At 43.9% G+C, this 14288-nt stretch carries 14 protein-coding genes; 2 read left to right on the forward strand and 12 right to left on the reverse strand.

Features of this window, described 5'->3' with window-relative positions; translation table 11 throughout:
• Positions 1-128: 128 nt before the first annotated feature.
• On the forward strand, positions 129-380 hold the full coding sequence (locus tag OB236_RS04470) for a hypothetical protein (RefSeq protein WP_262682950.1): 252 nt from the start codon (positions 129-131) through the stop codon (positions 378-380).
• 29 nt (positions 381-409) lie between these two features.
• Here OB236_RS04470 and OB236_RS04475 read toward each other — a convergent pair whose 3' ends face one another.
• The 12 genes from OB236_RS04475 to OB236_RS04530 form a co-directional block, all read right to left on the reverse strand.
• The gene (locus tag OB236_RS04475) at positions 410-1423 is read right to left on the reverse strand and encodes an alpha/beta hydrolase family protein (RefSeq protein WP_262682951.1); all 1014 of its coding nucleotides are present in this window, start codon (positions 1421-1423) and stop codon (positions 410-412) included.
• A 149-nt stretch (positions 1424-1572) separates the two neighbouring features.
• Positions 1573-2058: a MarR family winged helix-turn-helix transcriptional regulator gene (locus OB236_RS04480; protein WP_408638403.1), complete on the reverse strand. Its 486-nt coding sequence runs from the start codon at positions 2056-2058 to the stop codon at positions 1573-1575.
• 81 nt (positions 2059-2139) lie between these two features.
• On the reverse strand, positions 2140-3165 hold the full coding sequence (locus OB236_RS04485) for a hypothetical protein (RefSeq protein WP_262682953.1): 1026 nt from the start codon (positions 3163-3165) through the stop codon (positions 2140-2142).
• Positions 3166-3729: 564 nt separating this feature from the next.
• Positions 3730-4785, reverse strand: coding sequence for a DUF4037 domain-containing protein (locus OB236_RS04490; protein ID WP_262682954.1), 1056 nt, complete (start codon positions 4783-4785; stop codon positions 3730-3732).
• A 79-nt stretch (positions 4786-4864) separates the two neighbouring features.
• On the reverse strand, positions 4865-5587 hold the full coding sequence (locus tag OB236_RS04495) for a glycerophosphodiester phosphodiesterase (RefSeq protein ID WP_262682955.1): 723 nt from the start codon (positions 5585-5587) through the stop codon (positions 4865-4867).
• Between the two features lie 139 nt (positions 5588-5726).
• A complete protein-coding gene (locus OB236_RS04500; protein WP_262682956.1) occupies positions 5727-6473 on the reverse strand; it encodes a glycerophosphodiester phosphodiesterase in 747 nt (248 codons plus the stop codon).
• 43 nt (positions 6474-6516) lie between these two features.
• Positions 6517-7347: a carbohydrate ABC transporter permease gene (locus tag OB236_RS04505; RefSeq protein ID WP_262682957.1), complete on the reverse strand. Its 831-nt coding sequence runs from the start codon at positions 7345-7347 to the stop codon at positions 6517-6519.
• Positions 7348-7359: 12 nt separating this feature from the next.
• The gene (locus OB236_RS04510) at positions 7360-8307 is read right to left on the reverse strand and encodes a carbohydrate ABC transporter permease (protein ID WP_408638405.1); all 948 of its coding nucleotides are present in this window, start codon (positions 8305-8307) and stop codon (positions 7360-7362) included.
• An 87-nt stretch (positions 8308-8394) separates the two neighbouring features.
• Complete coding sequence (locus OB236_RS04515) at positions 8395-9705, reverse strand: ABC transporter substrate-binding protein (protein ID WP_262682958.1); 1311 nt, start codon at positions 9703-9705, stop codon at positions 8395-8397.
• Between the two features lie 273 nt (positions 9706-9978).
• On the reverse strand, positions 9979-11082 hold the full coding sequence (locus OB236_RS04520; RefSeq protein WP_262682959.1) for a phage baseplate protein: 1104 nt from the start codon (positions 11080-11082) through the stop codon (positions 9979-9981).
• 276 nt (positions 11083-11358) lie between these two features.
• A complete protein-coding gene (locus tag OB236_RS04525) occupies positions 11359-11913 on the reverse strand; it encodes a glycerol-3-phosphate responsive antiterminator (protein WP_262682960.1) in 555 nt (184 codons plus the stop codon).
• 75 nt (positions 11914-11988) lie between these two features.
• Positions 11989-12759, reverse strand: a complete 771-nt coding sequence (locus OB236_RS04530) for an HAD-IIA family hydrolase (protein ID WP_262682961.1) — start codon at positions 12757-12759, stop codon at positions 11989-11991.
• Between the two features lie 401 nt (positions 12760-13160).
• Between OB236_RS04530 and ant(6) the strand changes: the two genes are divergently transcribed.
• Positions 13161-14015: an aminoglycoside 6-adenylyltransferase gene (gene ant(6) / locus OB236_RS04535; RefSeq protein WP_262682962.1), complete on the forward strand. Its 855-nt coding sequence runs from the start codon at positions 13161-13163 to the stop codon at positions 14013-14015.
• Positions 14016-14288: the final 273 nt, after the last annotated feature.

Genomic DNA, 14288 nt, shown 5'->3' on the forward strand with positions numbered 1-14288 from the left:
CTTTATAATAAGAATAGTCAGATAATTTAAATGGTATTGTCGTCCCGAGATACTTTATCCTTTGAATGTAACGAGTAAAAAGACTGAGGATTTGGTAGATTTTGCTGGATAAAAATGGGGGTACATTAATGAAGAGAATATCTTTGGGCAATGTCAGATCATTAAGAAAGATTAGGATTTATATGGACGGATCCAAAAGATACTGCGTTGAAATCGCCGGTTCTTATTTAGATAATTCAAAAGTAAATGGAGTTTACGATACATGGAACACTTTGGAAGATGCATTGGTATGTGCAAGAGGCATCTCCAAAATGTTCAAATCAAAGTTTGGCGTAGTATCCATTGAAATAGGCATCAATGAAATTCGAAAAATTGATTAAAGACGTGCAAAGCATTTCGCATTTTATGATTATGCCAACACACGACGAAACCATTCATAAGCGAGCCTACCCGATATTTCATGCTCACCGTCGAATAGATCTAATTCCAAGTTATCAACAGCACCTAATAAATGATAAATGCCTTGAAGCTTCTCATATGCCTCTTTGGTGGCGTGAACGGGGAAAATCGGGTCTCGCGTTCCCGCTTCAATAAGCAAAGGCTTAGGGGCGATCAGACTCAGCAGATCAGGCATTTCCGCAACAAGTGACAACCCAGGGACGTAATTATCCACACAATGATGCATAGATAAAATACTGGCTTCGAAGGTGTTGGTGAACCCGCTTACAACAGCGGCAGAAATCCGATCATCTAAGGCAGCTGCAAATGAGCAGACAAGACCTCCACCAGAAATGCCCATACATCCTATTCGTTCCGCATCAACATCTTCACGTGTAAGTAAATAGTCCACACAACGCAGTGTCTCAAAAACTCGATACCCCGCCATCGTCTGGCCTATTGCCAGGAGAAACGTAGATAACCTATGGCAGGAGTTCGCTGCCTTGGCATCCTCTTGAAGCTTGCGGTCTCCAAATCCAAACAATTCGGGCGCGATGGTAAGAAAACCTCGATTGACCAGCTCAACGGCAAAATCCTTTTGGTACCCTGGATTGCCCGTTTTTGTCGTGCCATCGGGGTTTAGACCCACGATATCCTTACTACCGTATCCGTGACCGTGGCAGGCGATAACCGCCCCAAGACGGCCTTTACTTTCTTTTGGGATAAGGACATAAATGGGCATATAGAGTTGTGGATAGGTTTGAATTTGAATGCGCTGACGGATATACGTTCCGCAGTCCTCCGATTCGAGCAGAGCCGGTGAAAGACTTGGCACCTCAATAGGAAAACCGCCAAGCAGTTCAACCAACTGTTTCCGTAAACGCCCTCTCCACTCCTCCCATTCCAGCTGCGAGTCCGCACGAAAGCTTTCAACGAGGCGCACGCTTTCATATAAATCCTTAAGATACTCATCCGGGCTCCACACCAAATATCACTCCTACGATTTGTAATCGAATTCATACTTCGAACAATTCGAGATCGTTAGAAAAATACCTTCAAATTTTCAATGCATTGTCCTTAATGGCTGCTTTGCCCTATCTTAACCTAAGACTTCCTAAAAACAGAGTTAGTGGCTTACTCATTACTCATCATATTCCGGATATAAATTTCCTGTTGTTTGAGCATATAATCCGAAGCATTTCTCATCATCTCGGCAAAGAGCAGGCTTTCTTCCTCACCTAGATGCTTAACGAGACCAACGAACATATTGAGGCGGGCCTCATTAATACGTTGTATATGCTTTTTACCTTTATCTGAAAGCTGGATTCTGACAACTCGCCGATCGGCAGGATCGGCATGACGTTCGACAAGTTCCTGTGCTTCCAGACTGTTGATATGCTGCGATACCGTTGGCGAAGTGACATTCAGTTTTCCGCTTATTTCCGAAACCATCAAACCCGGACTGTCATCCTTGACATTCATACTGATGAAATAGAGAACCATGATCTCGCCTGGCTTTTGATTGTATACCGCACGATTCTGCATCATATTTCCACCAACCTGCGATTGGAAGTACGATTCCATTAACTGCTTTGCGATTTCCTTTTGCTCTTTAGACAATCCATTCACTCCTCGAATACGAATACATTGGAAACTACATAGCTTAGTAGATCGGTTCAGATGCAATGACGATAGATTGTTCTAAGACTCCATTACGGCTGCATATCGCGCTGCGATGGTGTAAAATACTTCCTTGGGCTCCCAAGGCATGTCGGGGTATGTCGCTCCCTGGCTTTCTTGCAGAACCCGCACGATCCCATAAGACGCTCGATCAAAATCGTGATTGGGGTCTTCGTCGTACGGCAGGTTGTGGCAAGCAAAGGTACACCAGAATGCTGTGTCGACTCCAGCTTCTTCGAAAATGTTGACGCTATCGTTGAAGTATTGGCTCTGTTCGGACTCATCACGCTCGTAGCTGCCTGTCAGACGAACGGCACGCGCACCGTCCCACTCGACGATGAACATGCCCCGTGCGCCCAGATCGTGTGCACCCTTGAAGGTCGTACATCCGAACTCGGAGATCACTAGAGGCTTATTTGAACTGGAGGCCAGCTTTTTGATTGAATCAGCATATAGATGAGCAACTTCAGTAGAGTTGTAGGCGTCGACAGCGATGAAGTCGAAAGGTTCCCAGTTCACAGGTTCGATAGGCAGGGCCGCGTACGTGACACGACCCCCGAACTGGGCTCGGACTACGTCTACAGCACGTGCTAGGAAGTCGTTGAGAGGAGTCGGTAGTTTCGCGAACGCAGTACGGCTAACCGTCGGTTCGGACAGAGCCGCAATGCGCTCCGACAAAGTCTCGCCGGGCAAGAAGCCGCGGGTAAAGAGCATGAGTTCTGCACCCGTTACCATGACAACCTCAGCTCCTGTAACCCGGAGGCGTTCGGCGCGTTCGGCACAGTCCGCGAGCAAGGCAAGCAACTCTTCTTGGTCAAGATCGTTTGTAAACGGTGAGAACCATACCTCAAGGCCTGCTGCTGCTGCCGCTTGTGCAGCGATCTCCAGACGATCGAGCTCGCCGCCTGTCACTCTTACGGCAGTGCAATGCAGGTCGCACCGTATAATTTCCATCTCCCTATACACTCTCGCCGCATCGAAGTTGGGGTGTGTGCTGGTTCCTTCACTTAGAAATCCCGTGTCATAGGTCAATCCACGCATGCGCATAATGAATAAACTCCTTTCGCTTTCAAAATACATAGTTTACCTAATTATTTGATTACTAATTAAATAGGTAACCTAAGTATATGTGAATAAAAGTAGATAATCAACTACATTGTTGCTTAAACACTGCCTTAAATTCACCTTGAGCTTAATAAAAACAAGGAGCAATTGCCACGGCATACTGCTCCATCTTCAATAAATTAAAGTAATAAAATGTTATGACCTCAACTTCAAGGACTTACGACATTCGTGACAGATTTAATCTTTCTCAGTTTGATTGAAGACAGAGCATCCTCATTTAAGGCAGTAGACAAATCACAGTTAGATCCTAACCAAAAGTCACCATAACGCTCCATGACCAATACGTCCCCGCATCGGTAAAATGTATGAGTAGGTCCCTCTTCTTTGGGGCTAATATAGTACCCATTAAGCCACACATCTTCAATCGGCTTATCAAACAACATCTGTATATTTAGTGCGTTCCTGTGACATACATAACCCAATGCTACTTGCCAATGACAAGAAATGAGAAAAGCACCTCGTAGGGAAGGTGCTAATCCCGTTTGACTATTTGTCATTGTGAATAATCAGTTTTTTCAAAGCCGTTCTTGCGTATTGTCCTTCTCCATCAGACCACCTATTTATTTTTCTAAAATCAGTATTGTCTGTAATCTGATCTATGTTACCGATCAAGCGTTTATCTGCTAACAGCTTAATATCAGCATTGACAATTTGATTCGCAATAAGTCTAGCAACTACTTCACCATTCATCACTTTGAAGGGGCGATCATAAAAGCATGAAACGTCATTAGGAATCTTTTCTGTGACTTTAAGTCCGTTGTGCATATTTGATAAATGTTTGTAAGCATTATTAAATGCATGCTCACGTTCTCTCCATGTAGTTGCCGTTTGTGCAGTCCAAAGATAAGGCATTAATTGATCACTACATTTCAATTGCTTGAATGCTGTGCCAAACCATTTCGGATAAGGAGCATATTGACGCTCCATTAGAAAACAAAGGTTTATGATATCACGGACAAGGCGTGAAGCAATAATAGCGGAGCCAAGTTCGTCGCCTATAAAGCCTGAACGAAGCATTAGATGTTCTTCTTGACCGATGCGTTGCCAACTTGATGCCATTAGGTACAACCAAACATCTTGAGGGTAATATTTGAGTTGATTTCGTAACTTGTATAGTAGTCGATGATCGTCCTTGTAAACTGCTCCCCTAGTTATCTCAAGAAGCGACTGCGAAGGAAATGTGAGCCAATCCACTGACTCTATTGGTCCATCTTGGTTAACAGCCAAGTAGCTTTCAATGAACCTTGGCACCGTTGTAACTACGCTCATTTGTACATCAACCGGGATGCCATGAAACCGTCCCGGAGCTCGTCCCTGTAGAGATACTTGTATTTGATCGGAATCTTGTTCGTTAAGAAAAAGATATACCCGGGGTCCCCAATCGTGATCCGTTGACATTTCCGTATCATAACCCAGCACTTCACTGCCGGGACCCAATAGAGCCGATGAATAGGACAAAAAAGGGTAGGAGTCCGTCATGACAGGCTCAACGACTTCCGTATGAAATCGACGACATATTTCTATTCCATTTATAAAAGACATCTTCATTCCTCCGTAAAAAGCCAGTTATGCAACGGCATAGCTGCCATGTAAGTCTGTCCTCTTCCCTTCTACAAATCCACTATTCAAATGAATCCGAGCTATCGCGCACACACCGACTCCATCGCTCCAGCTCATTCGTGCATACAAGCACATTCGGAAATCTCGCCCGAAAAGCCCTCATCGACGTTTCATCATCAATCGTCCAAGCGATCACCTGAATGCCCTTGCTTTCACATAATTGAACATAGTCCTCTGTTAAATATATGTATTTGACAGCTAAATATTTAGCCTTCAGCTGTTCCATTAGCGGGAAGATGGATGGTGTCGCCCCATAAATAACTAGACCCAGCTCTATTGCAGGCGCCAGCTCACGCATCCGAATGATGGCATAATGATCGAACGAGGTTACAACCACTTGCTCTTCCATCCCAGATTGCTTGATGGCATCCCAGACAGCTCGTTCCATTCCTGGATACCAATCACCATTCTGCTTCAGCTCAATGTCCACAATCGCTCGGCCTTTAGCCAATTGCAAGACATCCAGGAGGAGGGGTATCCGTTCACCGTTACCCGCATCGAACTGCTGAAGCTCCTCCCAAGTGTAATCATACACCTTGCCAGTACCGTCGGTCGTACGATTAATAGTAGGATCATGAATAACAACAGGAATTCCATCTTTGGTCAGATTAACATCCAGTTCAAGATAGCTTAAAGAGCATTCGATCGCTGCTCGAAAAGATGCCAGCGTATTCTCGGGAAACTTCCTCGGATCTCCACGATGTGCCAAACCTGGTATCGTCATAACTAAAGTACACCTCCTATGCATGATAACAAAATTATACAGTCTTCCATACCATATCACCATAATCGTTCCATCTGAAGTTATAATCTGTCTACAGCAGATGTGTTTGTGATAAGGCTGATACACTGACGCTTAATAGCTAGGCTCCTGCAGCTATTTGATCCAGCAATCGCTTAAGTCTTCCCGGATAATCGGTAATGATACCGGACACACCATAGTTAATGGCATTGGCCATCAAGTCCTCATCGTTGATCGTATAAGGGTACACCTGCAGTCCTTGCTCTATAACATCGCGGACATCTTCGTTGCCGAGACGCTTAAAATTGGGATGGAGCGAATAGATCGGAACCTCTGCCGTAGCGGCCATCAAGGAATGTCGTACAGGATTGCAATCATAAAGAAGTCCGAGCTTGACCTCCTCCTCCAGAAGCTTCAGAAACACGAGACTCTTATGATCGAATGACGATACGACTACATTCTCGATTCGGTTATTTCTTTTCATTAGCTCGATCAAGACCGGCTCCAGCTTCCGTCCACGCGAGTCTTTAATCTCTATGTTGATCATCACATCGGGCGGAACCAGCTCAAACACTTCCTCAAGCAGCGGAATCTGCTCGCCTTCATACCTTTCATGAAACCAGGACCCGGCATCCGCCTGCTTCAATTCATCGACTGTCAGCTCGCAGATCGCTCCGCTCCTGTCGGATGTCCGATTGATAGTATGGTCATGGCAAACGACGATCTCACCATCCTTCGATAAATGTACATCAAGCTCAATAGCGTCACAGCCCTGTTCAAGCCCCAGCCGGAAAGCGGCTAACGTATTTTCAGGTGCGTCCCCAGCTGCTCCCCGATGGGCAATTGTTAGTATTCGTTTGTTATACATTCCAGTTCTCCTTCTCTAATCGTCTATTTCTTTATTTTCCCAGTTACTTGAATGTTGAATTGGACATGGCGGTAATAATGTGCTTTTGTGCAAAAACAAACACCACAACAATCGGAATAATGACCGTGACGCTGGCTGCCATCAGCAGATGAAAAGACAAGGCTTCATTGCCCCCGATGGAATCACGCATCTTGGCAAGTCCGACCGTAAGCACACGCATTTTATCCGAATTGGTCATAACCAGCGGCCAAAAGTAAGAATTCCAGCTGCCAATGAAGCTGATAACCAGCAAAGTAACTACCGTCGGCATCGCCATAGGCGCCAATACCTTGTACAGGATCTGCATCCGGTTTGCACCATCCATTTTTGAGGCCTCGATGACATCATTATTGATAGAACGGAACATTTGACGAAGCAGGAAGATCCCGTAGGCCGAGGCAGCATGTGGAATAATAAGCGCATAATAGGTATCGAGCCAGCCAATCTTGGACAGCATTACGTAAACAGGCACGAATACAACCTGGTCGGGTACGATCAAGGCAGCCAGAACAAGAAGAAACAGCTTGTCTCTGCCGATAAAGCTCCCTTTGGCAAATGCAGACGCAGCCATCAAGGCCACATTGATCTGCAGCACCACGATGCCGACCGTCTGGATGATCGTGTTTAAGGAAAAACGGGCGAACGGAATCTTATCAAACACGTTCAAGAAGTTGCTCCACATGAATTTCTCCGGCCAGAAGGTAGGCACGGCCAGCCTTAATTCCTCAGGAGACTTCAATGCTGTGACCCCCATCCAATAGATGGGAAAGAACATAAATAAGGTAACGATAACGGCAGCGATGATACGGGCAGATACGAACACCGAGCTTTTCATGTGATGGACAGCCTACCCTTCGTAATGGACTTTTTTCCTGGAAACATACATCTGAACGATCGTCAGAAGTACAATGATAATGAAGAAAATAATAACGAGCGCAGAGGCTCTGCCCGTCCTGAATTCGCCAAACGCCATTTCGTAGATCCAGAATACCATGGCCTTCGTTGCATCCAACGGACCTCCGTTCGTCATAACGTCGACGGATTGGAAAACTTGCATGGAGGAGATAAAGTTGGTGATAAATAGAAATAGAGTAGTAGGTGACAGTAGCGGAAGGGTAATGTTCCAGAACTGATGCCACTTGGTCGCTCCGTCGATACTTGACGCTTCATAGTAATCCAAAGGCACGCCTCGAAGACCGGCGATAAAGATGATCATCGTAAAACCGACTCCTTTCCAGACGGAAACAACTATCAATGCCCATAACGCCGTTTTCGGATTCATCAGCCAAAGAACGGGCTCGATGCCCATGTTCCCCAGCAATTTATTCAATACGCCGAACTGGCCGTTAAATATCCATAGGAAGATCATCGCAACGATAACCATTGAAATATAATGCGGCATGAAAATCAGGGAGCGCATGAAATTAAAAAACTTCGATGAATGATTAAACAGCAATGCGAGCAGCAAGCCAATCGATAGCGTAAGGGTCACGTCCAAAACTGTATAAGTAAACGTAATTTTCAGAACCTTGTAAAAGGTATCGCTCGTTAGCAAATACGTGTAGTTATCGAATCCGATAAACTTCTTGATAGGATTCGTCATATTCCAGCTTGTGAAGCTCAAATAAAAAGAGTTGATCAAAGGATAATAAACAAATATTAATAAACATAACAAAGCTGGCAAAGCAAAGGAAAAATCCTTCATGCCTTCCATCCAACGAAATCGGGATCGCTTGCTTTTTGAGCTGATAGGCAGCGATTCTGAACTTGCCCGACGATTAGTCATCGTCTTCATGGCGACTCCCCTCTCATTTACAGAATTGACAGTCAAGCAAGCCTGCCCAAGCACTTGCATTGACCGATATGATTGCTTAATGAATACTTATTGATAATCCTTCAAGATATCGTTCATCCCTTTAACTGCATCTTTTAGAAGAGGCACCGGATCCGCATTCTCCAACAACATCTTGCCAATGATGTCCAAATATTTCTTGCTAAACTCCGGATATGCAGGATGCTGCGGCCGCCCTACTATGTTATCGAAGTTGTCGAATAGCACTTTATATTGAGGATATTTCTCAAAAAACTTTTTGCCTTCCTCGGTGTTGATGACCGATTTGTGAGTCGGCAAATATCCAGTTCCATCTGCCCATCTGATATTGTTCTCCTTGTCTGTCAAAAACTTAACAAACTTCCAGGCTGCCTCTTTTTGCTTCTCCGGGGCTTTATCCATAATTACGATACCGGCCCCACCGATATGGGCCTTCCGTTCCTTATCACCCGGAAGAAACGACATGCCCACTTCAAACTTCGCATTATCGAGATAGGTTGCTTTCAAGGTTGCAGACGAATGCTCGACCATAGCGACCTTCTGATCAAGGAACATTTGCCGCATATTATCGGAAGCTCCTGGTCCGTACCCCATTTGTACAGAGCCATCCTGAGTCCATTTACGGAAATTCTCGATCCATCTCCAGCTCTCCGGCTGGTCAAAGCCTACCTTTTTCTTGTCCGCCGTAAGAATAGTACCTCCACCGTTGGTAATCCATGGATCGAAGTACCATGTATCCCAACCGGGCACCGAGAAGGCATACCGGGTTGTTTTGCCATTTTCCTTGACCGTTACCTTCTTGTTGAAATCTTCGATTTCCGACCACGTTTGAGGAGGTTTGACCCCGATCTTATCGAGCATCGTCTTATTGTATATGAACACGCTTGAACTGACGATCAATGGAAAGCCGTACTGCTTGTTATTGTACCCGTAAGCTTGAAGCATCCCTTTGGAGAAATCGTTCAGGTCGATCTGATCGCGCTTGATGAAAGAAGTCAGGTCCGCGAACACCCCGCCCTCTGCAAAGTTAGGAAGGGAAGCCACTTCCACATTAGTAACAGCTGGTACAGAGTTTGCGGCTACGGCCGCCTGCAATTTTTTGTGCAGATCGGGATAGCCGCCTTGGAACACCTGCTCTACCGTAATATACGGATATTTCTTCTTGAACTCTTCAATCATCGTGTTGACTATAGGTATTTGTTTCTCGGCATGGGAATGCCAGTATTGAATCGTGATGGGCGTTGTGTCCTCTACTACGGGCTTGGTTGCTGTAGCGGGTTCGGATCCTTGGGAACAACCGTTAAGCAGAGCCGCCGACATGGCTGCTACAGACAACATAGCTGTCATTTTTTTTAATTTCATAGTTTAAGAATACCCCTCTCATTTTATCTATCATAAAATTGCATTTTGAAGATTCCCTTATTGATGAAAGTATAAAAAAAAGACCATGAAAATACAGAAAAGACAACAGAATGGATCGTATGCAAACATACGATTTCTTTGTCTCTTGGGTAATCTCATGGTCTCCGTAACCCAGAGTGATTCAATTATAATTGGTAATTAAAGCGTTTTCTTTAAGCAATTTTATTATACCTTATGTCACTTTTGCATTCAAATATTATTTTGAATCCAAGATCAATGAAGCACGTCCTTATAATAGATACTTGCCTGCTTGGTAGTATCGGTTGTAGAAACATAGGAAGCAAAGCCAAATGACAAGCGTGCATAGCCCGGGGTGCTAGGATTTGGGATTTGGATGGCCATTCCTTCGGGTTCTCTGTACAGCAGCGAATATCCGGCTTTTGTAAGACCCCGATCCACTAGAGCTCCCGTGTTGAAATCATATATGCTAATGTAAGTATTACCGTTAGGGGCTACTGAGTTCCCATTCCCATATGCTGTGCCTTCCAACAAATAAGCATAATTTCCATAGGATGTATAACCTTGGAACGAAGTAACCGTTGTATCCACAGCTGGCATATTTATCGTGGACCGCACAACATAGTTTCCTAACTTCACTTGCGCCAGATCAAATAAGCTGAGCTTATAATTTCCATCGGTTGCTTTATACCGCGAAACCAAATAGCCATGTTTCATGTCAATACTGACTGTTGCATTGGTGGATCCAGGAACTAGCGTGTGCTTCTGAAGCCACGGGGTATTAGGCGTTACTACCGCGCCATCCGTGAAAGGAAATCTGGCAATCTTCGTCCCTCTTGCTCCATTCACACTATCAGGCACACCGTCAGTCTCTGTCCACAGATAAGCAACTGGCTGTCCATTCTGCCCAATGCCTGGCTCTACACCGATGGACACCCCGTGTCCGGCTCCTAACACATACATATAGCTGATAATGTTGCCGGCAAAATCGAGCTTGGTGATGCATAAATCCCCATTCGTTTTTCTAACCGCAGCAGTGGGGGCCGACGACTCGCCCGGCAGTTGAAGGCCACCGCCAATTAATTGAACCGTGTAAATATGTTGATTGACATTATCGTAGCCAAAAGATTGCAAGACTGTGCTGCGTTGTAGATTTTTTTTAAGAATTGATGGATCCGAGCTATCTGACAAATCAAATACCTGAGTGACCGGAAGCGGATCTGCTAAAACTTGTTGATTGGGTGGCAAAATTGGAATCAGCATCAAGACTACTAGCAAAACTGCACATATTTGTACAGCTAAACGGCAATTAAATATCGTACCCTTTCGTTCTCTCAACTGCGGCATTAACGTTTTCAATTAACAACACCTCCAAATTAGTATAAATTGCATCACTCCATTCACCTGGAGCACAGTATAAACTGTCTTTCCAGCGGTCTTTTCACCTCACCTTCCTGAAAGCCTGCCAATGCTATAGTCTAAAAATCCCGCTTCATCAAGTGATGAAAGAGATTTATGGCGGCATAGAGGTTACAACAGGTTACAATAGCACCTTCCCTGCTAGCTCTCCTTTTGACAGAGTAGCTTCGTAAGCGGGCATATCCTTGGGGGAATCGGCATGGGGCTCGACTCGGATTACCATAGTGACGATGTACCTGCCGATACTGCCAGAGCTCCAGCTTTCAAAGCATCATCGATTTCCTCTTGGTGGACGACAAGCCCTCCCGCAATAATTGGAAGCGGTGTCATATTCGTTATTTCTCGAATAACTCTGGGCATAACCCCCGGCATGACCTCGATAGCATCAGGCATGCTTTGCTCGACTGCCCTCATCCCCCTCGCTACCGCACTCCGATCAATTAGGAATATACGCTGAATAGCCATAAGCTGATGTTCCTTGGCAATCCGGATAAGGTTGCTTTTCGTGGAAATTATTCCGGTCGGTTGAACATGCTTTGCCATGTAAGTAACACCGCTGCGATCAGCGGCAATTCCTTCGATAAATTCCATATGAATAAAAACATGCTTCCCTGCGGCTTTAATCTGATCTACCAGTTCTTTGATGTTAAAAATGGATCCGGTTAATAAAAAAACGATATTAACCTCTCCTAACAAGGCTCTTTCCATATCTTCCTCTTTTTGAACTGCAGCTATTGTTTGGTGCTCTACCAAATCTACGATCGGATACATGTGATGCCCCCCTCAGCTAGATAGTGACATCATTCATTATACCATTTACTTATAATTACAGTTTGGGGACTATACTTATAAATAAATGATATCCTTGATACTCGGAATAATATATTTAGGGCGGCAAACGTCATTTTGTGCCATTTCTCTAGTGCTGATGCCTGTCAGTACAAGCACAGAGGACATACCCGCATCATTCCCCATCTTGATATCTGTTTCCAATCGGTCTCCGATCATAAAACAGTTGCTTGAATCGAGTCCAATATGCTGTAAGACCGCCTCCGCCGCAATGGGTGAAGGCTTCCCAACGACTAGATCAACAGGTCTGCCTGTGGCTGCTTCCAATGCTGCAATAAAGGTTCCTGTATCCGGCAATGTTCCATCTTCAAGCGGACAAGTCGAATCCGGATTCGAGGCAATGACCATTGCTCCACGTAGAACCGCCTGATAAACAAAATTAAGCGTGTCATAGTTAAAGCTCCGATCCCATGATAGAACGACGTAATCCGTTTTATGCCCTTCATCCGTCAACGGGACTCCGTGCAGCCGCAGCTCTTCACATATCGGCTCTTCACCAACAACGTACACATGCTGTCCTTGTTTTACATGCCTTTGCAGGTACCTCGCTACGATCAACGATGAATTCAGTACATCGTGGATAGAGGTCGGTATGCCCATTTTCGTCAGTTTCTCAGCATAAGAGATTCTCGGTGCAATCGGTTTATTGGATAGAAACACAACCTTATCACCTCTATCCCTCAGTTGGCTGATAGCCAAAGCTGCCCCTTCAATCATGGTGTCACCTAAGTAAACCGTTCCATCCAAGTCAAAAATGTAACCTTTCAAATCAAATCCTCTCTTTCCCGGTAAAACAAGAAAACCCTTATCCACAGTAAACAGATCCCGCCAGCAGCGGAAAATGTTTACGGATAAGGGTACTCGTTTACTCAACCTTTTACCGTATTTATTATTGATTTGAATTATAGAGGAAAGTTTAACTTCTTGTCAATCATTCTTTTTATTAATCGCTATGTAAAATTATAATGTTAATATTTGTTGTATTCGAACATTTCCTCTATAATTTAGCTAACATCTTATGACTAACTTTGGATCTAAGTATGCTCGTTACTTCATGTCTTTTCACGATAAATGTGACTAATGTCAGTCTTCGTCAAAGTAATGCGGCAATAATGAATCTCTAATTTTAAGGGTACAAAAGAAAATGGTTGGAACGGAGGATTACTGTATTGAGAAGTGAACAAGAAATGATGAATATCCTTGTAGATTTTGCTATGAATGATGATAGAATCCGATTGGTAACTTTGGAAGGGTCACGTACAAACAAAAACATTCCCCCTGATACATTCCAAGATTATGACATTTCTTACTTTGTAACAGATGTTGATTCTTTCAAGGAAAATGATCAATGGCTTAAAATTTTGGGGAATCGTGTTATGATGCAAAAACCTGAGGATATGGAGCTTTTTCCGTCAGAATTAGGTAATTGGTTTTCATATTTAATTCTTTTTGAGGATGGTAATAAAGTAGACCTAACACTTATTCCAATTAACGAGGTGGAGGATTATTTTACCAAGAGCGATGGTTTAGTTGAGGTCTTGCTTGATAAGGATACTCTAATCAAAAATGAAGTGATCGCTGATGATCGTCAATATTGGATTAAAAAGCCAAATGCAAGAGAATTTGATGATTGCTGCAATGAGTTCTGGATGGTTTCAACTTACGTAGTAAAAGGATTAGCGAGAAAAGAAATACTTTTTGCTATTGACCATTTAAACGAGATTGCAAGACCTAATTTATTGAGAATGATGGCTTGGCAAATTGGATCAGAGCAGGGATATACCTTTAGTGTGGGGAAAAACTATAAATTTATAAATCGTTACCTTCCAAATGAAGATTGGGAATCATTACTATCAACCTATTCTGAGAATGGGTATCAGGAAATGTGGCAGTCTTTATTAACTAGTTATGAGTTATTTAGAAAATACTCAAAGGCTGTGGCAAAAAGTCTCGAATATAAGTATCCAGATTACGATGAAACCATTACTAAGTATACTGAAAATATTTATACCTCATTGACTTGAACTAATGTGAATTAACAAGATTTCCGCTACGCTTGCCGCAGCTGTTCAACGCGGGGCGGAGCAAGCCGGCCACGAGGTTAAACTGCGTTTAGTGGATGATTATATTATTCTGATTTCCGAATCGATACTCCGTGGAGCGGAAGGGTATGGCCTTCGGACTAACAAATCGGCGCGATAGATTTCAATGCCGTGTTCTATACAAAAATAACATCTAATAACAATATTTACATTTTTTTACATTTACCTTATCAGGATTGAATCCCTGACATCATC

The organism is Paenibacillus baimaensis (assembly GCF_025567575.1).